6 protein-coding genes are annotated in these 24010 nt (G+C 64.1%); 3 read left to right on the top strand and 3 right to left on the bottom strand.

The features are described 5' to 3' along the window. Positions 1 to 24: 24 nt before the first annotated feature. Positions 25 to 1584 (bottom strand): S53 family peptidase, encoded by a 1560-nt coding sequence (locus BM062_RS13860; protein ID WP_092397781.1) that lies wholly within the window; start codon positions 1582 to 1584, stop codon positions 25 to 27. Between the two features lie 194 nt (positions 1585 to 1778). Beyond that, positions 1779 to 3047: an MFS transporter gene (locus BM062_RS13855; RefSeq protein WP_092397779.1), complete on the bottom strand. Its 1269-nt coding sequence runs from the start codon at positions 3045 to 3047 to the stop codon at positions 1779 to 1781. A 557-nt stretch (positions 3048 to 3604) separates the two neighbouring features. Between BM062_RS13855 and BM062_RS13850 the strand changes: the two genes are divergently transcribed. The 3 genes from BM062_RS13850 (at position 3605) to BM062_RS13840 (ending at position 23609) form a co-directional block, all read left to right on the top strand. Beyond that, a complete protein-coding gene (locus tag BM062_RS13850) occupies positions 3605 to 20479 on the top strand; it encodes a non-ribosomal peptide synthetase (protein ID WP_092397777.1) in 16875 nt (5624 codons plus the stop codon). A gap of 164 nt (positions 20480 to 20643) precedes the next feature. After that, a complete protein-coding gene (locus tag BM062_RS13845) occupies positions 20644 to 21072 on the top strand; it encodes a TOBE domain-containing protein (RefSeq protein WP_092397775.1) in 429 nt (142 codons plus the stop codon). A 380-nt stretch (positions 21073 to 21452) separates the two neighbouring features. After that, entirely contained in the window at positions 21453 to 23609 is a 2157-nt protein-coding gene (locus BM062_RS13840) for a carboxy terminal-processing peptidase (protein ID WP_092397991.1), read from the top strand. Positions 23610 to 23764: 155 nt separating this feature from the next. On the opposite strand, the gene BM062_RS25935 is transcribed toward BM062_RS13840, so the two are convergent. Continuing rightward, positions 23765 to 24010, bottom strand: a 246-nt coding sequence (locus BM062_RS25935) for a transposase (RefSeq protein WP_254785072.1), incomplete at its 5' end; no start/stop codon positions are given.

Genomic DNA, 24010 nt, shown 5'->3' with positions numbered 1-24010 from the left:
GTTGCGGCCCGCCGGGCGCCGCTGCTACAGCACGCTTGCCAGTTTCTTGCCGTCCGGGCTGCCCAGTCCGGTGCAGGCGTCCCAGCCGGGCGCCGCGGCAAAGTAGCCGTTGTTGCCCTGCGTGACGTCGTGGAAGGCAGCCTGCTGCTGGTACAGCTTCGGATTGACGAAACCGACCGCGCTGCCCTTCGCCGTGTTGATACGGGCCAGCAAAGCCGCCCACAGCGGCGCCACCGCGCTGGTGCCGCCCACTACCGCGTCGGCGCCGTCGATATACACCTGGTAGCCGGTAACCGGATCGGCGTTGCCGGCCACATCCGGCACGCCGCGCTTCGCCAGCGGCTGATGCTTGCCGTCGCTGCCGATAAGCACCAGGCTCTTTTGCCAGGCCGGCAGCGCAAACACCGCGCTGACGCCGCCACCGCCGGCGCCGCCCTGCGTGCCGCCGTTCCACACCACCTCGCTCTCGATCGCCTGCCCGGCCGCCTGCAGGCGGGTGCCGCCGCAAGCCAGCACGTACGGGCTGGACGCCGGAAAATCGACATGGTTGCCGCCGGCCACGCCGTCGCTCGAACCGCTGTCGCCGGAGGCGACGCACACCGTAACTCCCATCGCGGCCGCCGCCTGCAGCGCTGCATTGAACGATTGCATGGCTTGCTGCGTCCAGCGCGGTTCGGCGCTGCCCCAGCTGATCGAGACGACGGACGGCCGGTTGACGTTGTCATGCACGGCGCTGTTGAGCGCGTTGAGGAAACCGGCATCCGTATTGGTCGAAAAATACACCACGATATGCGCTTCGGGCGCCAGCGCGCCGGCAATCTGGATATCCAGCACCACCTCGCCGTCGGCGCCGTTGGCATCGCCGCTAGGCTGGTTGCCGGGGCCGTTCACCGTGACCGCGCTGATCTTCGGCAGCGCGATGCCCAGTTTGGAAAAATAAGCTTGCTGGTCGGCGTCGCGGTAACCGCCGCCCAGTTCGATGATGGCGATGCACTGGCCGGCGCCGAGGTTGTCGGGAAAGTCGTACAGGGATGCAAACTGGGTCGGCAGGAAGGAGGCGGTGGCGGCATTGTGCGGCGCGAAGCGGAACGGCGGCTGCAGGCGGAACAGCGGGCGCGCTTGCGGGCGGTTGTCGAGGCCGACCACCGCCGTCACGATATCCTGCAGCTCGGCCGGGATGTGGACCGCGCCGGTGCGGCCCCGATAGTTGCCAAGATGCGATTCGTAACGCTGCAGGTCGACATCGAATACCTGGTTGAACTGCGACACGGTACCGCTCAGCGTGACGGTGCTGCAAGCAGGATCTTCGCGCACCACCTGCAATCCATGGTCGCGTGCAAATGCGGTCACCTTGGCGATATCTTGCGGCGAGGCGGAAAACTTCCGGGCGAATTCTTCGCGCGAGAGATGCGCCGCAACCGCCGCGCCGGCGCATTGTCTGTCGACGATGTCGCACAACTCCTGGTCCGCGCTGCGGCGCATGACGACAGTCACTTCGAGCTGCTCGGCGGGGGCAGCGCTGCCGACGCTTTTGGCGCCGGAAGGGAGGCTGCGTTCGCTGCCTGGGAGGGGGATTTTTGCCATGACTGTCAAACTCCGTTTCTGAAACAGATACAGTGAAGACGTGCAGAAAAACATTGCTGCCGTCTTCTTGCCGATGGCAGCCTCACGCCGGATTCAAGTCTGACCGGAGCATGGGATGACAGTTCCTTTCCGCTTAGAAATATTCTACAGCGAATCCCTGTTTGCCACGCCGCGGCGGCCAAACCGCGGCGCGGCTAGTTGCGTAGCTTCCTCAAATCTGGATGCAGCAGCATGAGCATGGCAAACAGCGACAGCAGCATGCCGCTGTAAATGAAAAGCTGGGACGGTGTCACGTACAGGATCAGGTAACCGGCAATCAGCGCCGACAGCGGCGCAATCGTGATCAGGATCAGCATCAGGATGCTGAGCACCCGGCCGTGGAGTTCGGTCGGAATCCTGCGCTGGATCCAGGTGAACAATCCGACCTGCACGTAGCCGGCGCCGACGCCGACCGCAAGCATCAGCGCCAGGCCGGCCTCAAGGACATGGGTGAATCCCATGCCGAGCACGGCCATGCCCGCCAGGCCGTCGATCAGGCAGACCGCGACGCCGAGATTGGCCACTTTCCTGGCGCGCAAGCCGGAGCAAACGATGCCGACCAATTGGCCCAGGCAGTTGGCGGCGATCAGTATGCCGAACGCCGAAGCGCCGCCGCCCAGCTGGCGGTCCACCCACAGCGGCAGCCCTACCTGCACCGGGCCGGCCAGCAGCAACGTGACCACGGCCCAGTAACTGATCAGCGTCCTCAGCACGCGGTCGGACCACAGCCATTTTGCAGCGGGAACAATGGTGGCAAGCAGCGGCACATGATGACTCTGCGCCGGCTGCGGACGCGGCTGCAGACGCGGCACGGTGACCGTGGCAAGCAGGAAACAGCAAGCATTCAGCAAGAAAACCAGTCCCAGCCCATCCGCCGACGCCGCCAGCAGCCCGGCCAGGAGCGGCCCGCCCAGCATCGACACCTGGGTGATGCCCATGAGCATGGCGTTCGCCGGCTGCAGCTGGCGCGGGTCGATCAGCCTGGGCAGCATGGCGACCCGCGCCGGAATCGCAAAAGCGCCCGCCAGTCCCATCCCGCAGGCAAACAGGTAGACCATCCACAGCGCCAGCAAGTCATGCAGCAGCATCGCGCCGACTGCCGTCAGCAGGACGGTGCCGCCGGCCAGCGCGCATACCAGCACAGTGCGCGGCGAATGCCGGTCCACCACCACGCCGGCGAGCACCAGGAACAGGATTTTCGGCACCGCCACCACAGCCAGCACCGTGCCCAGCGCCAGGCTGTCGTTGCTCAGCTTCAGCACCAGCCAGGGCAACGCCACCGTGGTCAGCTGCTCGCCCAGGAAGGCGGCGAATGACCCCACCATCAGCAGCAGGAAACCGCGATGCAGCAATACCGGCGGCAGCCCCGCCCGGTCGGCAGGAACCGCGTTTTCTGCTGCGAGTTCTTCGGTCATTTCGGTCATGGCGGGAGCTTGTGCTTTCGAGCAGTCTGGCGTGGCGTGGGAAGGCAAGACGGGATCCCTGCATTACCGATGCAAATACCACCAGAATTGGTAAAAATGCAATCAAAAGACTGGGTGCGCATTAGTCTACTGTGATTTTCCGCAATGCAACAGCCTGTGAAAAGTGACAGTTTCGGCGTTTTTTACTTTCTGTACAGTAACAATGTTACTTCGTTTTTTTACTTGCAACATCGTTATCACTTTTGCCTCGTAACCTATGCGATGCGGCGGCTGGCTGCCTTCCCGGCCGTCGCTGCCAAAGCCTGGTTACGGCAACTGGTGTCCGCCTCAAACTTGTTTCCAAGCCAAGAGAATTCCATGCGCACGCTCCCCCTACAGCAGCTTTGTCCATGCTCTCTCTCCACTGAGGCAACCGCCTCCAGCAGCGTCCCTTAAGCCCCTGCTCCAACCCGAGAATCGACGCCGGCGATCCACATGCCGTGGCAGGCGGCGGCCCGGGAGAAGCAGAACGCTTCCTTAATTTCCGATTGTTGTCAAAACACTGCCTAGAGGTTTTTATGTCGAATCCGGTTGAAACACCTGCGGCGCCAGGCGCGCTGTCCAACGACGGACCAGCGTCGGTCCACCCACTTTCTTCCGTGCAGCAAGTGGTGTGGCTGGACCAGATGCTGAATCCAGACATCCCCTACTACAACATCGGACTGGCAGTGCAAATCGACGCAGCCGTCGATCCGCTCGTGCTGCAGCAAGCCATCCGCTATTTCGCGGTGGAAAATGACGCCGCCAGGCTGGTGCTGGTCAAAGCCGGCGGCATGGCGCGGCAGCAGGTGCTGCCGTCGGTGGATTTTGTGTTGCCGGTACTGGATTTTTCCGGCGAAGCCGACGGCGACCTGCATGCCCGGCAGCGCATGGAACAGGTGTTCAAGCAGCCGTTCGACCTGTATGGCGGGCTGCTCTGGAAAATGGAACTGATACGCGTGAGTCCGTCGCGCTATTACTGGCTGCTGTGCTACCACCACCTGGTCGCCGACGGCATCAGCACGTCGCAGAGCTTCACCAGCATCGCCAGCGCCTACAACCGGCTGCTCGGACTGGACGTGACATTGGCCGAAGCCGCACCCTCCTACCTGGATTTCATCGCCAAGGACCGGGACTATTTTTCTTCTGCGCGGTTTGCGCTCGACAAGGAATTCTGGCGCCAGCGTTTCACGCAGCTGCCTGCGCGGCTGGTCGCAGGCGATAGTGCGCTCGCGGCCAGACAGCTGGCTCCCAGCGCGCAGCGCTACTGGTCTATCGACCGTCCGCGCTTCGACAAGATGACCGCGTTTGCAGCGGCGCACGGGTTTTCCGCGCCGGATTTCATGCTGGCCTTGACCAGTGTGTATTTCGCGCGCGCCAACGACCTCGACGAAGTTGTCATCGGCGTGCCCATCCATAACCGCGGCAACGCGCGCGAAAAAAGCACCTTCGGCATGTTCTCGTCGATCATTCCGGTGGCGATCGCGCTGGACCGGCAGCAGCCGTTCAGCCAAGCGATGGCAGCCGTTGCAAAGGAATTGCGCCGCTGCTACCGCCATCAGCGTTGCCCCATCGTCGAGATCAACCGCGCCCACAATGTGGTGCAGAACGGTTATCGCCAGCTGTTCGACGTCTCGCTTTCCTATGAAGTCTTCAATACCGACTTCCCCATGGGCGACGGGCTGGCCAGCGGCGTCAAGCTGGACCATGGATTCGAGCAGACGCCGCTGGCGCTGTCGGTCCGGGATTTTCACCAGGGCCAGGACGTGCTGGTTGTGTTCGATTACAACACGCGTCATTTCACGCAGGATGAAATCGTCCGGATACAAAGCCGCATGGCCTTGCTGATGGACGCCGTCATCGACGGCGCGGATTGTGCGATAGCCCGGCTGCCGTTGCTCGACGCCGGGGAACGCCACCAGGTCGTGACGGCCTGGAACGCCACGCAGGCGAGTTATCCATCATCCCTGCTGCCGCAGCTGTTCGAGGCACAGGCAGAAAAAACGCCGCAGGCGGCGGCCGTTGTACAAGGCGCCGAACAGCTGAGCTACGCCGAACTCAACCGCCAGGCCAACCGGCTGGCGCATTACCTGCGCGAACTGGGCGTGCAGCCGGACGACCGGGTGGCGGTCTGCGTCGAGCGCGGCGTATCGATGGTGGCCGGTTTGCTGGGCGTGCTGAAAGCAGGCGCGGCCTACGTGCCGCTGGATCCGGCTTACCCGGCGGACCGGCTGGCGCACATGCTGCACGACAGCGCGCCGCGGGCAGTGCTGACGCAGGCCGGGATCGAAGGCAGCTGGCAGCAGGTCCTGGCAGCGCTTCCATCAGGCTTGCCGGTGCTCGACCTGCAAGCCCCGGCCTGGAGCGCCTATCCAGATCACAACCCGGACAGCAGCCGGCTCGCGCCATCTCACCTGGCTTACGTGATCTATACCTCGGGTTCGACCGGCACGCCGAAAGGGGTGATGATCGAACACCGCAACCTGAGCAACCTGGTGCATTGGCATAACGCTGCATTCGAGCTGCAGGCGGGCCAGCGGACCTCGTGCGTGGCGCGGCTGGGATTCGACGCCGCGGCCTGGGAAATCTGGCCAAGCCTGTGCGTCGGCGCAACCCTGTTGCTGCCGGTGCGGGACGACGACGCAGCGACGGTGCTGGCATGGTGGAGCGAACAAACGCTGGATGTGAGTTTCCTGCCGACGCCGATGGCCGAACACGCCCTGCGCAACGGCATCGGCAATCCGCACCTGCGCCACCTGCTGACCGGCGGCGACCGCTTGCGGCACGCTCCGCAGGCAGGATTGCCGTTCTCCCTGGTCAACAACTATGGCCCGACCGAGGCGACGGTGGTCGCCACATCCGGCCGGCTGGCAGCAGCCGGCGAGGTCTTGCATATCGGCCGCCCGATTGCCAACGCCCAGGTCTACCTGCTGGATGCCGAGGGTGAGCCGGTGCCGGTCGGCGTGGCAGGCGAGCTGCACATCGGCGGCGCCGGCGTGGCGCGCGGTTACCTGAACCAGCCGCAGCTGACCGAACAGCGCTTTGTTCCCGATCCCTTCTCGCAGCTGCCTGGCGCACGCCTGTACAAGACCGGCGACCTGGCGCGCTGGCAGGCTGACGGCAACCTGGTCTACCTGGGCCGCAACGACTTCCAGGTCAAGATCCGCGGCTTCCGCATCGAGCTGGGCGAAATCGAAACCCAGCTTGCATCCCATCCGGCCATCCGCGAAGCGGTGGTCATCGTGCGCGAAGACACGCCCGGCGACCAGCGCCTGGTGGCCTACATCGTGACCGGCGAGGACATCGATGCCGCAGCTCTGCGCACGCATCTTGGCCTCAGCCTGCCGGACTACATGGTGCCGGCGGCTTACGTCACGCTGCCAGCGCTGCCATTGACGCCAAACGGCAAGCTGGACCGCAAGAACCTGCCCGCTCCCGATGGCGATGCTTACGCCTTCAATGGCTATGCCGCGCCAGAGGGGGCAACCGAAACCGTCCTGGCAGCGATCTGGACGGAGCTGCTGCAGATAGAACGCATCGGCCGCCATGACAATTTCTTCTCGCTCGGCGGGCATTCGCTGCTGGCCGTGACCCTGGTGGAAAGGATGCGCCAGCAAGGTTTGCAGGCAGAGGTGCGCGCGCTGTTCGCCGCGCCGACCCTGGCCGGGCTGGCCGCCGCAATCGGCGCGGAAAGCCGCCTGGTAACGGTGCCTCCCAGCCTGATTCCCACCGGCTGCGAATGCATCACGCCGGCGATGCTGCCGATGGTGGCATTGACCGATGCAGAAATTGCCCATGTGGTCGACAAGGTTCCCGGCGGCGCTGCCAATGTGCAGGATATCTACCCGCTGGCGCCGCTGCAGGAAGGCATCCTGTTCCACCACATGATGGCAAAGGAAGGCGATCCCTACCTGCTGGTCGGCATGACCGGCTTCGACACACGGGAACGGCTTGCGTCCTACCTGGCGGCATTGCAAGGCGTGATACAGCGCCACGACGTGTTGCGCACCGCCATCGTCTGGGAAGGCGTGCCGGAACCGCTGCAGGTGGTCTGGCGCTCGGCGCCGCTGGTGCAGGAAGCACTGATGCTGGATCCGGCCGACGGCGATATCGCCGGCCAGCTACGCGCCCGTTTCGATCCGCGCCATACCCGCCTCGACCTGTCGCAGGCACCCTTGATGCGCACCAGTTTTGCCTACGACGCGATACAAAAGCGCTGGGTGCTGCTGACCTTGATCCATCACTTGGTGAACGACCACACCACCCTGGAAGTGATGCGCGCCGAAGTCGCCGCGCATTTGCAGGGACAAGAAGCACAGCTGCCCGCCCCGCTGCAATTCCGCAACCATGTGGCGCAGGCGCGATCCGGCGCCAGCACCGAGGCGCACGAAGCTTTCTTCCGCCGGATGCTGGGCGATGTCGATGAGCCAACCGCGCCGTTCGGTTTGCTGGAAGTGCATGGCGACGGCGGCGGACTGGAAGAGAGCCAAGTGCAGCTCGACGCCAGGCTGTCGCAGCGCTTGCGGCAGCAGGCGCGGCAACTGGGCGTCAGCGCCGCCAGCCTGTTCCATCTGGCGTGGGGCCAGGTGCTGGCACGGGTCGCCAGCCGCAGCGACGTGGTGTTCGGCACGGTGCTGTTCGGCCGCATGCAGGGCGGTGAAGGCGCCGACCGCATGATGGGCCTGCTGATCAATACGCTGCCGCTGCGAATCAGCATCGACGGGCAAGGCGCGGCGGCAAGCGTGCGGCGCACCCACGCCTTGCTGGTGGAACTGATGGAACACGAACATGCCTCGCTGGCATTGGCGCAGCGCGCCAGTGCGATCGCAGCGCCGCAGCCCTTGTTCTCGGCCTTGCTCAACTATCGCCACAGCATGCTCAGCCAGGCAGCGCCCTCCGAGCAAGAAGCCTGGAACGGCATTACCCGGATTTCAGGAGAGGAACGCAGCAACTATCCGTTGAGCTTGTCGGTGGACGACCTCGGATCCGGTTTCGCCTTGACCGCACAAGTGACGCCTGCGGTCGGCACAATGCGCATCTGCGATTTCATGCAGACCGCGCTGGAACGCCTGGTGGCGGCATTGGAGACGGCGCCGGAGCGCGCCATCAACAGTATCGACGTGCTACCGGCAGCGGAGCGCCATCAGATCGTCCAAACGTGGAATGCAAACCAGCCCGGCTATCCCGGGCAATTGCTGCCGCAGCTGTTCGAAGCGCAAGTAGCAAGGACGCCGCAGGCCGCGGCAGTGACGCACGGCGCCGAACAGCTGAGCTACGCCGAACTCAACCGCCAGGCCAACCGGCTGGCGCATTACCTGCGCGAACTGGGCGTGCAGCCGGACGACCGGGTCGCGATCTGCGTCGAGCGCGGCATAGCGATGGTGGTCGGTTTGCTGGCCGTGCTGAAGGCAGGCGCGGCCTATGTGCCGCTCGATCCGGCTTATCCGGCCGACCGCCTGGCGCACATGCTCAACGATAGCGCGCCGCGGGTAGTACTGACGCAGGCCGGGATCGAAGGCAGCTGGCCGCAGGTGAAAGCGACGATTGCACCCGGCCTGCCGTTGCTGGACCTGCAGGCGCCGGCCTGGAGCGCCTATCCGGACCACAATCCCGACAGCAGCCACCTGGCGCCGTCAGACATGGCCTACGTGATCTACACCTCGGGCTCGACCGGCACGCCGAAAGGCGTGATGGTCGAACATCGCAATGTAACGCGCCTGTTTGCGGCGACCGACGCCTGGTTCCATTTTGGCGCGCAAGATGTGTGGAGCCTGTTCCATTCCTTCGCCTTCGATTTCTCGGTATGGGAAATCTGGGGCGCGTTGCTGCATGGCGGGCGCCTGGTGGTGGTGCCCCTGGAAACGGCGCGTTCGGCGGAGGATTTTTATCGTCTGTTATGCCGCGAAAAAATAACCATCCTCAACCAGACGCCAAGCGCCTTCCGCCAGCTGATTGCAGCGCAAGGCGGCAGCGCCGAAACGCACCGGCTGCGGCATGTGATTTTCGGCGGCGAAGCGCTGGAACCGGCAACCCTGGCCCCGTGGTACGCGCAAAACCAGGGCAACGCCACGCGCCTGATCAATATGTACGGGATTACGGAAACCACTGTCCACGTTACCTACCAGCCGATTGAAGCGGCCGACACCGTACGCGGCGGCGTCAGTCCGATCGGCGTGCGCATCCCGGATCTCAGCGTGTACCTGCTGGATACCCTAGGCGAACCGGCGCCGGTCGGCGTGGCCGGCGAGCTATATATCGGCGGCGCCGGCGTGGCGCGCGGTTACCTGAACCGGCCGGAACTGACCGCGCAGCGCTTCATTCCCGATCCATTCTCGCAACAGCCGGATGCCCGCCTGTACAAGACCGGCGACCTGGCGCGCTGGCAGGCTGACGGCAACCTGGTCTACCTGGGCCGCAACGATTTCCAGGTCAAGATCCGCGGCTTCCGCATAGAACTGGGCGAAATCGAAACCCGGCTTGCATCCCATCCGGCCATCCGCGAAGCAGTCGTCATCGCGCGCGAAGATATTCCCGGCGACAAACGCCTGGTGGCCTACATCGTGGTCCATGAAGAAGTCGACGCCGAAACCTTGCGCGCGCACCTGAACCTCAACCTGCCGGACTATATGGTGCCGGCGGCCTATGTCACGCTGGCGGCCTTGCCGTTGACGGCGAACGGCAAGCTGGACCGCAAGAACCTGCCGGCGCCGGCTGGCGATGCCTATGCCGTGAGCGGTTATGAAGCGCCGCAAGGGGAAACCGAGACGGCGCTGGCGGCCATCTGGTCCGCCCTGCTGCAGATCGGCCGCATCGGCCGCCACGACAATTTCTTCTCGCTGGGCGGTCATTCGCTGCTGGCCGTCAGCCTGATGGAAAAGATGCGCCAGCAAGGTTTGCAGGCAGAAGTGCGCGCGCTGTTCGCTGCGCCGACCCTGGCCGGACTGGCGGCTGCAATCGGCAAGGAAAGCCGCGTGGTCGCCGTCCCGGCCAGCCTGATCCCGGCCGGATGCGGACTCATCACACCGGCGATGCTGCCGATGGCTGCCTTGAACAGCGCTGAAATTGACCGCGTGGTCGACAGCGTCCCCGGCGGCGCCGCCAATGTGCAGGATATCTACCCGCTGGCGCCGCTGCAGGAAGGCATCCTGTTCCATCACCTGATGGCCAAGGACGGCGATCCCTATCTGCTGGTCGGATTGACCGCTTTCGATACGCGGACGCGCCTGGACGGATATCTGGCAGCCCTGCAAGGCGTGATACAGCGGCACGACGTGCTGCGCACCGCCATCGTCTGGGAAGGCGTGCCGGAACCGCTGCAGGTGGTCTGGCGCTCAGCGCCGCTGGTGCAGGAAGAACTGATGCTGGACCCGGCCGACGGCGATATCGCCGGCCAGCTGCGCGCCCGTTTCGATCCGCGCCATACCCGCCTCGACCTGTCGCAGGCGCCCTTGATGCGCACCAGCTTTGCCTACGACTCTGTACAGGAACGCTGGGTATTGCTGACCCTGATGCATCACCTGGTGAGCGACCATACCACCCTGGAAGTGGTGCGCGCCGAAATCGCCGCACATTTGCAAGGACAGCAAGCGCAGCTGCCGGTCCCGCTGCAGTTCCGCAATTATGTGGCGCAAGCCCGGCTGGGCGGCAACATCGAGGTGCATGAAGCCTTCTTCCGCCAGATGCTGGGCGATGTCGATGAGCCAACCGCGCCGTTCGGCTTGCTGGAAGTGCATGGCGACGGCGGCGGACTGGAAGAAGGCCATATGCAGCTCAGTACAGCGCTGTCAAAGCGTCTGCGGCAGCAGGCGCGGCAACTGGGCGTCAGCGCAGCCAGCCTGTGCCATCTGGCGTGGGGCCAGGTGCTGGCGCGGATCGCCAACCGCAGCGACGTGGTGTTCGGCACCGTGCTGTTCGGCCGCATGCAAGGCGGCGCAGGCACCGACCGCATGATGGGCCTGCTGGTCAATACCCTGCCACTGCGGATCAACATCGACGCCCAAGGCGCGGCGGCATGCGTGCGGCATACGCATGCCTTGCTGACCGAACTGATGGAACACGAACATGCCTCGCTGGCGCTGGCGCAGCGCGCCAGTGCGATCGCAGCGCCGCAGCCCTTGTTCTCGGCCTTGCTCAACTACCGCCACAACATGCTTGGCGAAACCACGGCCGCCGAGCAGGCGACCTGGGAAGGCGTCACCCAGATTTCGGGAGAGGAACGCAGCAATTATCCGTTGACCCTGTCGGTGGACGACCTCGGATCCGGCTTCGCCTTGACCGCGCAAGTGACGCCTGCGGTCGGCGCATTGCGCGTGTGCGGTTTCATGCAGACCGCGCTGGAACGCCTGGTGGCGGCGCTGGAGACAAGCCCGGAGCGTGCCGTCAACAGCATCGATGTCATGCCGGCCGCGGAACGCCAGCAGGTTGTCAGCAGCTGGAACGCAACAAAAACCAGGCAGCCGGCACCACTGTTGCCGCAGCTGTTCGAGGCGCAGGCCGCTAAAACCCCGCAAGCAATCGCGGCGGTGCACGGAACGGCGCAGCTGAGTTATGCCGAACTCAACCGCCAGGCTAACCAGCTGGCGCATCACCTGCGGCAGCTGGGAGTCAAGCGCAATGACCGCATAGCGCTGCAGCTGGAGCGTTCGCTGCCGCTGCTTGTCGCCATACTGGCGATCCTCAAATGCGGCGCCGCCTATGTGCCGATCGACGCCAGCCTGCCCGACGAGCGCAAGATTTTCATGGCAAACGACAGCAGCGCCACCCTGCTCCTGGCGCACAGCTCTGGCCGCTGGCCGGCGCAGGCCGCGCTGACCAGGGTCGACCTCGACCATATCGCCGCCGGCGCCTATGCCGCTGACAACCTGACGCCGGGGGGCGACGACGAAACGATCGCCTACATCATGTACACCTCCGGTTCGACCGGACAACCGAAGGGCGTGATGGTGCCCCATCGCGGCATCAAGCGCCTAGTGCTGGAAAACGGCTACGCCGCGTTCGACGCCGGCGACCGCATCGCGTTCGCAGCCAATCCGGCGTTCGACGCCTCGACCGTCGAAATCTGGGGCGCCTTGCTGAACGGCGGACGGATCGTGGTAATCGACAAAGAAATATTCCTGGATCCGCTGCACCTCGCCGATGCGCTTGAACGGCAAGGCATCACCACGCTGTTCCTGACGACCGCGGTGTTCAACCAATGCGCAGCGGTTGCGCCGGATGCGTTCGGCCGCCTGCGTTTCCTGATGACCGGCGGCGAACGCTGCGATCCGGCGGCGTTTGCGCGTGTGCTGGAAGCCGGCAAACCCGGGCACCTGATCCACTGCTACGGCCCGACCGAAGCGACGACCTACGCCACCACATACGAAGTCAGCGTGGCCGATGCAAGCCAGGCCACCATACCGATAGGCCGGCCGATCGCCGGCACCCAGGTGTACCTGCTGGATGCGCATGGCGAGCCGGTGCCGGTTGGCGTGGCAGGCGAGATGTATATCGGCGGCGCCGGCATAGCGCGCGGTTACCTCAACCGCGAAGAATTGACGGCGGAACGCTTCATTCCAGACCGTTTCAACAGCCAGCCCGGCGCCTTGCTGTACCGCACCGGCGACCTGGCGCTGTGGCAGGCCGACGGCAACCTGGTGCACCTGGGGCGCAACGACTTCCAGGTCAAGATCCGCGGTTTCCGCATCGAACTGGGCGAGATCGAAGCCAGGCTGGCCGCGCATCCGGCAGTGCGCGAGGCGGTCGTGATTGCGCGCGAGGACAATCCTGGCGACAAGCGCCTGGTGGCGTATATCATCGCCAGCGAAGAAATCGACGCCGCGGCCTTGCGCTCCCACCTGAGCGTCAGCATGCCAGAGTACATGGTGCCGGCGGCGTACGTCATGCTGGCGGCGCTGCCGCTGACGCCGAACGGCAAGCTGGACCGGAAACACTTGCCGGCGCCCGAGGCCGATGCTTACGCAGCGAGCGGTTATGTCGCGCCGGAAGGCGAAACCGAAATCACCCTGGCGGCGATCTGGTCGCAACTGCTGGGGGTCGACCGCATCGGCCGCCACGATAATTTCTTTTCACTGGGCGGCCATTCGCTGATAGCGGTGCAGATGATTTCACGCATCAGGCAGGCATTCGCCATCGAGGTAGCGATCAGCACCCTGTTCGCCTGTCCGGTGCTGCGCGATTTTTCCGCGCAATTGCTGGCCGGCAGTCATAGCGTGCGGCCGCCGCTGACGGCAGCCACTGCCGCCGAGCGCGAACAGCTGTCGTTCGCCCAGCAACGCTTGTGGTTCCTGGAACAGATGGGCGGGGTCAGCCATGCCTATCACATTCCGCTGGGCCTGCAGCTGCGCGGCGAACTCGACCGGGCAGCCCTGGTCCAGGCGCTGGAGCGCCTGGTGTTCCGCCACGAAGCGCTGCGCACCAGCTTTGCTGCAAAAGAAGGCCACGGCGCGATCCAGCGCGTAGCAGCCGCGGATGTCAGCCATTTCCACCTGCTGGAACACGACTTGCGGCATCATCCCGAACGCGACGCCGAACGGGAACGCCTGATCGCCGCGGAAGCAGCCGCACCGTTCAACCTGGCCCGTGGCCCGCTGATCCGCGGCTTGCTGCTGCAAGAAACGCGGACCCGGCACACGCTCTTGATCACGGCCCACCATATCGTTTCAGACGGCTGGTCGACGGCTATCCTGCTCGATGAAATCAGCGCGCTCTACAACGCCTACCACGAAGGCCGCCATGATCCGCTGCCGCCGCTGACGGTGCAATATCCCGATTACGCGGCATGGCAAAGGCGCTGGATGAGCGGAGCGGTGCTGGAACAGCAGGCGGCATACTGGCAACAGAGCCTGGCAGGCGCGCCGACCTTGCTCGAAGTGCCTGCGGATTATCCGCGCCCGCCGCAGCAAGACTATGCCGGCGCCAGCATCGATACAACCCTGGACGCCACGCTGACGCGCAAACTGAAAGCATTGAGCCAGCGCCACGGCAGCACCCTGTACATGACGCTGCTCGGCAGCTGGGCCCTGCTGCTGGGCCGGCTGGCGGGACAGGACGATATCGTCATAGGCACCCCTGCTGCCAACCGTAGCCAGCAGGAAGCCGAGGGCTTGATCGGTTTCTTTGTCAACACGCTAGCGCTGCGTATCCGCCTGCCGGAAAACGCAACGGTTGCCTCGCTGCTGGCGCATGTCAGGCAGCAAGCGCTGGCGGCGCAGCAGCACCAGGAAATCCCGTTCGAGCAGGTGGTGGAACATACCCATCCGGTGCGCAGCATGGCGCACAGTCCGCTGTTCCAGGTGATGTTTGCATGGCAGAACGCGCCGCAAGGCAAGCTGCAGCTGTCTGGGCTGGAGCTGGCGCCGCTGGCTGTCAGGCAGGTCACGGCAAAATTCGACCTGACCTTGGCGCTGGGCGAATCGGGCGATGCGGTAACCGGCTCGCTGGAATATGCGACGGCCTTGTTTGAGCAAGGCACGGTGCAGCGCTACCTGGGTTATTGGCATCGCCTGCTGCAAGCAATGGTCGCCGACGATGGGCAGCAGATCGCCAGCCTGCCGTTGGCGGGCGCAGCGGAACGCCAGCTATTGGATGGCTGGAATGCAACCCAGGTAGCGTATCCGGAACGTGAATCGCTGTTGCATCAGTTATGCGAAGCACAAGCCGCGCGGACACCGCAAGCGGTGGCGGTGGAACAGGGAACGCAGCAGCTGAGTTATGCAGAACTCAATCGCCAGGCCAACCAGTTGGCGCATTATTTGCGCGAGCTGGGTGTGCGGCCGGGCGACCGGGTAGCGATCTGCGCCGAACGCAGCCTGGCCATGGTGGTTGCCCTGCTGGCAGTGCTGAAGGCGGGCGCCGCCTACGTGCCGCTGGATCCGGCCTATCCGGCGGACCGCCTGGCGCACATGCTCAGCGACAGCGGACCGCGCGTGGTATTGACACAAGCAGGGATCGAAGGCGGCTGGCAGCAGGTCCGGGCGGCGCTGCCACCGGACTTGCCGGTGCTTGACCTGCAGGCGGCAAGCTGGGATGCCTATCCCGGCCACAATCCGGACAGCAGCCATCTCACGCCGTCAGACCTGGCGTACGTGATCTACACCTCGGGTTCGACCGGAAAACCGAAGGGCGTGATGAACGAACATCGCGGCGTGGTCAACCGCATGCTGTGGATGCAGCAGGCTTACGGCTTGGAACAGCACGACGTGGTGCTGCAAAAAACGCCTTTCAGTTTCGACGTCTCGGTGTGGGAATTCTTCTGGCCGCTGATGGTGGGCGCTAAGCTGGTGATGGCCAAGCCGGACGGCCACAAGGATCCGCGTTACCTGAGCGAGGTCATCCGTGCCGCCGGCGTGACCACGCTGCATTTCGTGCCATCCATGCTGCAGGTATTCGCGGCGCATGGCGAGGCGGCGAACTGCAGCGGCATCGTCCGCGTGATGTGCAGCGGCGAAGCGCTGCCGGCGTCGCTGGTGCGCTGTTTCCATGCGCTGCTGCCGCAAGCCCAGCTGCATAACCTGTACGGCCCTACCGAAGCCGCGGTCGATGTCACTGCCTGGACTTCCGTTGCGGGAGAAGCCAGGGCGCTGATTCCTATCGGCAAGCCGATCGCCAATACCAGCATCCACATCCTCGACGCCCTGGGCCGGCCGGCGCCGATCGGCGTCGCGGGCGAGCTGCATATCGGCGGCGTGCAGGTGGCGCGCGGTTACCTGAACCGGCCGGAACTGACCGCGCAGCGCTTCATTCCCGATCCATTCTCGCAACAGCCGGATGCCCGCCTGTACAAGACCGGCGACCTGGCGCGCTGGCAAGCCGACGGCAACCTGGCCTACCTGGGCCGCAACGATTTCCAGGTCAAGATCCGCGGTTTCCGTATCGAACTGGGTGAGATCGAAACCCAGCTGGCTTCCCACCCGGCAATCCGCGAAGCGGTGGTGATCGCGCGCGAAGACACGCCCGGCGACAAGCGCCTGGTGGCCTACATCGTGGCCGACGAAGAAATCGACGCCGAGGCCCTGCGTGCGCACCTTGGCAGCAGCATGCCGGACTACATGGTACCGGCCGCCTACGTCACGCTGGCGGCACTGCCGTTGACGCCGAACGGCAAGCTGGACCGTAACAGCCTGCCGGCCCCGGACAGCGGCGCCTACGCCGCCGGCAGTTATGCGGCGCCGGAAGGAGAAAGCGAAACCGCCCTGGCGGCCATCTGGTCGGAGCTGCTGCGGGTCGAACGTGTCGGCCGCCACGACAACTTCTTCTCCCTCGGCGGCCATTCGCTCCTGGCGGTGCAGATGATGTCACGCATCCGGCAGGCATTCGGCGTCGAAGTGACGTTGAGCACCCTGTTCATGCATCCGTTTTTTTCCGACTTTGCCGCCCAGCTGCCCGGCAGCGACGCCAGCATCCGGCCTGCGATGACGCTCGCCACCGGCGCCGAGCGGGAACAGCTGTCGTTTGCGCAGCAGCGCCTGTGGTTCCTGGAGCAGATGGGCGAAGTGCGCCAGGCTTACCATGTGCCGCTGGCCCTGCAGCTGCGCGGCGAACTCGACCGGGTGGCCCTGGTCCAGGCGCTGGAACGGCTGGTGTTCCGTCACGAAGCGCTGCGCACCAGCTTCATCCCGCAGCATGGCCAAGGTGCGATACAGCAGGTCGCGGCGGCGGACGTCAGCCATTTCCACTTGCTTGAGCACGACTTGCGGCACCATCCCGAACGCGACGCCGAACGGGAACGCCTGATCGCCGCGGAAGCAGCCGCACCGTTCAACCTGGCCCGTGGCCCGCTGATCCGCGGCCGCCTGCTGCAAGAGACGCGCACCCAGCACACGCTGCTGGTGACCATGCACCATATCGTTTCGGACGGCTGGTCGCTCGGCGTGCTGCTTAACGAAGTCAGCGCTCTGTATAACGCCTATCGGCAAGGCGAGCACGATCCGCTGCCGGCCCTGGCCGTGCAATATCCGGACTACGCGGCATGGCAGCGCCGCTGGATGAGCGGCACGGTGCTGGAACAGCAGACGGCGTATTGGACCGAAAGCCTGGCCGGCGCGCCGACCTTGCTGGAACTTCCTACCGACTACCCGCGTCCGCCGCAGCAAGACTATGCCGGCGCCTGGGTCGACGCCGTGCTGGACGGCGAGTTGACGAAAAAGCTCAAGGCGCTCAGCCAGCGCCACGGCACCACCCTGCACATGACGCTGCTGAGCAGCTGGGCGCTGCTGCTGGGCCGGCTGGCGGGGCAGGACGATATCGTCATCGGCACGCCGGCAGCGAACCGCAGCCAGCAGGAAGTGGAAGGCTTGATCGGTTTCTTTGTCAACACGCTGGCGCTGCGTATCCATCTGCCCGAGCATGCGACGGTAGGCACGCTGCTGACCCATGTGAAGCAGCAATCCGTGGCCGCGCAGCAGCACCAGGAAATTCCTTTCGAGCAGGTGGTCGAGCATACGCATCCGGTGCGCAGCATGGCGCACAGTCCGCTGTTCCAGGTGATGTTCGCCTGGCAGAACGCGCCGCAAGGCAGGCTCAGCCTGGCCGGCCTGGAAATGACGCAGCTGCCGTTCAAGCAGGTCACCGCGAAATTCGACCTGACCCTGTCGCTGGGCGAATCGGACGACGTCATCGCCGGCGTCCTGGAATATGCCACGGCGCTGTTCGAACGCGGCACCGTGGAACGCTACCTGGGATATTGGCAGCGCCTGCTGCAAGCGATGGTCGAGGACGATGCGCAGCAGATCGCGCGCCTGCCGCTGCTGGGCGCCGCCGAACGCCATCAGATCGTGACGGCGTGGAATGCAACCGGCGCCGGCAATCCGCAAGACTTGCTGCCGCAGCTGTTCGAAGCACAGGCGGCCAAGACGCCGCAGGCGATTGCCGTGGTGCATGGCGCCGAGCAGCTGAGCTACGCCGGACTCAACCGCCGCGCCAGCCAGCTGGCGCACTATCTGCGTGCGCTGGGCGTCAAACCCGGCGACCGGGTGGCCTTGCATCTTGACCGTTCATCGCAGCTGGTTGTCGCCGAGCTGGCGATCCTGAAATGCGGCGCGGCCTATGTGCCGATCGATCCGGCGCTGCCCGACGAACGCAAGGTGTTCATGGCAAGCGACAGCGGCGTCAGCCTGGTCCTGGCTTTGGCGGGCGGCAACTGGCCGGCGCTGGCAACGGTAACCAGGGTCAACCTGGACGGCTCGCCGGAAACCGCATGCGCCGCGGACAACCTGGCGCCGGCGGGCGATAACGACACGATCGCCTACATCATGTACACCTCGGGTTCAACCGGACAGCCCAAAGGAGTGATGGTGCCGCATCGCGGCATCAAGCGCCTGGTGCTGGAGAACGGCTACGCCGCATTCGACGCCAGCGACCGCATCGCATTCGCCGCCAATCCGGCCTTCGATGCCTCGACCATGGAAATCTGGGGCGCCTTGCTCAATGGCGGGCGGATCGTCGTGATCGACAAGGAGGTATTCCTCGATCCGTTCCGGTTTGCCGGGGCGCTGGAACAGCACGCTGTCACCGCGCTGTTCATCACCACCGCCGTGTTCAACCAATGCGCGGCGATTGTGCCGGATGCATTCGGCAAGCTGCGTTACCTGCTGACCGGCGGCGAACGCTGCGATCCGGCGGCGTTTGCGCGTGTGCTGGAAGCCGGCAAACCCGGGCACCTGATCCACTGCTATGGGCCGACCGAAACCACTACCTATGCGACCACTTATGAAATCACGGCGGTCGACCCGGCCCAGGCCACCATACCGATAGGCCGGCCGATCGCCAACACCCAGGCATATCTGCTGGATACCCACGGCGAGCCGGTGCCGGTTGGCGTGACGGGCGAGATATATATCGGCGGCGCAGGCGTAGCCTGCGGTTACCTGAACCGCCCCGAGCTGACGGAAGAAAGGTTCGTTCCGGATCGCTTCTCCGGACTGCCCGGCGCGCTGTTGTACCGCACCGGCGACCTGGCGCGCTGGCAGGCCGACGGCAACCTGGTGCACCTGGGACGCAACGACTTCCAGGTCAAGATCCGCGGTTTCCGCATCGAACTGGGCGAGATCGAAGCCAAGCTGGCCGCGCATCCGGCGGTGCGCGAGGCGGTGGTGATTGCGCGCGAGGACAGTCCTGGCGACAAGCGCCTGGTGGCCTATGTTGTCGCGCTTGAAACTGCCGGCGTGGAAACCGTCGATGCCGAAACGCTGCGCTCCCACCTGAGCGTCAACATGCCGGAGTACATGGTGCCGGCAGCGTACGTCATGCTGGCCGCGCTGCCGCTGACGCCGAACGGCAAGCTGGACCGGAAGCACCTGCCGGCGCCTGCGGCGGACGCCTATGCGGTCGGCCGTTATGCGGCGCCCGAGGGGGAAATCGAAACGGTCCTGGCCGGCATCTGGTCGGAACTGCTGCAGATCGAACGCATCGGCCGCCACGACAATTTCTTCTCGCTGGGCGGGCATTCCCTCTCGATATTGCAGGTCGTGAACCTGCTCAAGCAAAAAGGCGTGCGGATTTCAGCCAGCGACGTGTTTACCTATCCGACCGTCGCCGGGCTGGCCGAACACATCGCGCAGCTGAATCCGCTGGAGACGGAAAATGCTGCCGTGCTGATCCGCGCCGGCGGCCGGCAGCGCCCCTTGTTCCTGATGCACGAAGGCTCGGGCTTGCTGATTTATGCGCATATGCTGGCAAGCCATATCCATCCCGACATCCCGGTATACGGCTTGCCGCCGGTGCCGCTGGAACAGCCGCAGCTGTCGACGGTGCAGGGCATGGCGGTGCGCGCGGCCGACCTGATCCGGGCGGTGCAGCCGAGCGGCCCCTACCGGCTGGCCGGCTGGTCGTTCGGCGGAGCGCTGGCTTACGAGGTAGCGCAGCAATTCCTCAATGCAGGCCAGGAGGTCGAGTTTATCGGGCTGTTCGACACCCACTGCTCTATCGGCGACGATGATGAGCGCGAATGGAAACTAGGCGACAAGCAGCTGATGCTGACGCTGCTGGAAGCCGCCGCCGGCAACGATCCGGTGCTCAAGGCCGCGATGGAAAAGCTGAAAGCGGCCGCGCCGGATATCGATGTCCCCACCCTGCTGCAGCTGGCAAGGCGGAACGGCCTGTTTCCGGCCGGGTTTTCCTTGCAGGGCTTGCTGCAGCTGATGGAGAACAGCCGCACCATCATCCGTGCCTACGGCGACTATGCGGCGCAGCCGATCGGCGTTCCGGTGCACTTCTACAGTGCCGAGGGCGACACCGTCAACGAGCCTCTGCGCGGCTGGGGCGCCGTGGTGCCGGAAATGCTGCTGCGGCTGGTGCCGGTGCCGGGCACCCACCAGTCGATGATGATTTCACCGCATATCGAGGTTTTTGCGCATGCCTTGAATACCGCCTTGCAGCCGGCAAAGCAGGAAGGAGTACTGGCATCCCTGCAGCCCTGACACAGGACGTTGCAACAGGCAAACTTCCGGCTGGCCGGCTATCAGCGGCGGCTGATAGCCATTAGCAGCCGGAAGCGAATGCCCGGACGGCACGGTGGGGTATGATAAAACTCCTCGGCTCCAGGCCCCGGGCTTGGCGCTTAACCTGATTCAAGGAGCAAGAAATGCTGACCAGTGCGCGCAACGAATTCACAGGCAAAGTGACCGCCATCCAGGAAGGCGCGGTCAACGATGAAGTCGAGATCACCCTCCCCGGCGGCGACCGCATCGTTGCGGTCATCACCCGGGAAAGCACCAGATACCTGGAACTGAAGCCGGGCGCGGAAGCATTGGCGCTGGTGAAGGCGCCGTGGATCATCCTGTCTGCGCCCGACGCCGGCATCAAGTTCTCTACCCGCAACCGCCTGCAAGGCACGGTCAAGGCGGTGAAAGCCGGCGCGGTGAATACGGAAGTCGAAGTCAGCCTGAACGGCGGCGCGACACTGGTGGCCATCATTACCCAGGAAAGCGCGACCAGCCTCGGCCTCGCGGCCGGCAAACCGATCGTGGCGATTTTCAAGGCATCGCATGTCATCGTCGGCGTCAAGAGCTGAACCAGATGCGCGGCCTGGCTCAGGCCGATGTTTTTCCTGGTGCGGCTCTCCGCGCCAGATAATTCACTGCATCAAACGACGGGTAATCCGCCCGCATTCAAACCCGCAGCGCCTTCGATCACCTCGCATTCCGCAAAATCCTGGCTGGACAGAAGCCAGGAATAGTTGCCCTTCGGTAAAATTGATGGCGGACCATGCCTGGGAGGTCAGGTTTAAGCAAGCTTTAAGTAAAGCCAAGTAGAATTACTTAATCTGAACGCTTGCCCGGCGTGCGGGTCGAATTGCACAGCGCCGGCCTGCCGGCGGCCATGCCCGATGTAGCGGGCAAGGACGATGCCCTTGCCGCTCAAATCAACACCGAACATCGAATTGAAGGTTATATGCGCTTAAAAAACAGTCTGTTATGTGTCATCCTGGCAATTTCGACCGCTGCCCACGCGCTGGAATCGGGGCCGCCGCCGGTCCTGTCGCCAATGCAGCAGCAAGCGCAGGCGGCGCACCTGAGCGCGCAATTCCTGACACGCTTCCATTACAAGCCAGTGCCGCTGGACGACACTTTGTCGGCCAAGGTCATCAACCGCTACATCAAGTCGCTCGATCCCGAAAAATTCTTTTTCGTGCAGGCCGACATCGATCAGTTCACTGCCGAGAACACCAAGCTGGACGACGCCATCTATCACGAAGACCTGCGCATCCCTTTTTCCATTTTCAACCTGTACCAGCAGCGCATCGTCGAACGCCTGACCTATGCGCGCGAGCTGCTCAAGCAGGGTTTCGACTTCAGCCAGAAAGAAGACTACTCCTTCGTCCGCGACAAGGAGCCTTGGCCGAAATCCGAAGCCGAGAGCCGTGACCTGTGGCGCAAGCGCGTCAAGAACGACTGGCTGCGCCTGAAGCTGGCCGGCAAGAAGGACCAGGCGATCCGCGACACGCTCGGCAAGCGTTACGAAAACTCCCTGGCGCGCGCCTACAAGTACAAGAGCGACGACGTGTTCCAGATTTTCATGAACGCCTATGCGACATCGATTGAACCGCACACCGATTACCTTGGCACCAGCGCGGCGGCCGATTTCGATATCTCGATGAAGCTTTCGCTGGTCGGCATCGGCGCGGTGCTGCAGGAAAGGGATGACTACACCACTATCCGCGAACTGGTGGCTGGCGGCCCGGCGCAATTGTCCGGCAAGCTTGCCGTCGGCGACCGGATTGTCGGCGTCGCACAAGGCGACAAGGGCGCCATGACCGATGTGGTCGGCACCCGCATCGACGATGTGGTCAAGCAGATCCGCGGCGCCAAGGACACGGTGGTGCGGCTCGACATCTTGCCGGCCGACGCCGGCCCGGACGGCAAGCACAAGCTGATCAGCCTGGTGCGCAACAAGATCAGCCTGGAGCAGCAGGCCGCCAAGAAAACCATCCTGACGATCAAGAACGGCGACGCTACCCGCAAGGTCGGCGTGATTACGCTGCCAGCGTTCTACGAAGATTTCGACGGCCGGCGCAAGGGCGACAAGAATTTCCGGAGCGCCAGCCGCGACGTTGCCGCACTCCTGGCCGAACTGAAAAAAGAGAAGGTCGACAGCGTCCTGATGGACTTGCGCAATAACGGCGGCGGTTCGCTGACCGAAGCGGTCGACCTGACCGGCCTGTTTGTCGGCAAGGGCCCGATCGTCCAGCAGCGCAATGCGCGCGGCGATGTCAACGTCGAGGGCGACGATATTCCTGCGCCGGCATGGACCGGCCCGCTGGCGGTGCTGATCAACCGCGGTTCGGCCTCTGCCTCGGAAATCTTTGCGGCGGCGATCCAGGACTATGGCCGCGGCGTCATCATCGGCGAAGGCAGTTTCGGCAAGGGCACGGTGCAAACCATGGTCAACCTTGACGAGCTGTCGCACAACGACAAGCCGAAATTCGGCGAACTGAAGATGACCATCGCCCAGTTTTTCCGCATCAACGGCGGCACCACCCAGCTGCGCGGCGTGACCCCGGACATCAGCCTGCCAGGTTTCTCGGATCCCGAAAGTTTTGGCGAATCGAGTTACGACAACGCCTTGCCGTGGTCGCAGGTCAAGGCAGCCGACTACACGCCTGTCGGCGACGTCAAGGGCCTGCTGCCGCAGATCCAGAGCCGGCACGATGCGCGGGTCGAAAAGGACAAGGACTTCCAGCGCTTCCAGGAAGACGTGGCTGAGCTGAACACGCTGCGCAAGAAGCGTGTCATCTCGCTCAACGAAACCGACCGCCGCAATGAAATGAACCTGCAGGAAGCCCGCCTCAAGGCGCGCGGAAAGGCTGGGGCCGGCGACAGCGACAGCAAGGACAAGGACGCTGCCGATGCGGCCGACCTCAACCGCCAGGACGACGGCCTGCAAGCCAACGAACGCAGCCTGAGCGCCGAGCTGGCGGCAGAGAAGGCGCAAAAAAGCGCCAAGGACGTATTGCTGAACGAAGCCGCGAAAATCCTCGGCGACACCTCAGACCTGCTCAAGGCCAATCCGAAATTCGCCATGCAACCGGCCAGCGGCAAGGACAAGTGACGGTCATGCCGCGCCTTGGCCTTGCCGGCGGCGCGAGCTAGCGATCAACGCATGGTGTAAAGTAAAAGACAGGCGTTTGCCTGTCTTCAGGTTGCTGACGAACCCACCATTTTTTGGTGGGTTTTATTTTTTGTGGGTCGAATTAAGGCGTGGGCTTAAAAAACAGGCGATCGGCAGAAGAAAGCGTCATGCAAGAGGAAATGGCGCATCAAGGCGTATGTGCGGTCGAAATGGACGTTTAAAGAAGCTAAAAGCCGCGCCAGCAGCAGCGCGATCTTCTTCATATTCTGGCAAGCAGCCCCCAGCAGACATTGCTCGGCAAGCTTGCGCAAGCCACGCATCTTTGCGTAGCGATGACCATGCAATTGCTTGGCGTCGGCGAAGCTGCGTTCCACCGTTTC

The organism is Collimonas sp. OK412, from assembly GCF_900112135.1.
In the GTDB taxonomy this organism is placed as follows: domain Bacteria; phylum Pseudomonadota; class Gammaproteobacteria; order Burkholderiales; family Burkholderiaceae_D; genus Collimonas; species Collimonas rhizosphaerae.
Note: the sequence above shows the minus strand (reverse complement) of the source record. Positions and strands in the feature narration are given on the sequence as shown.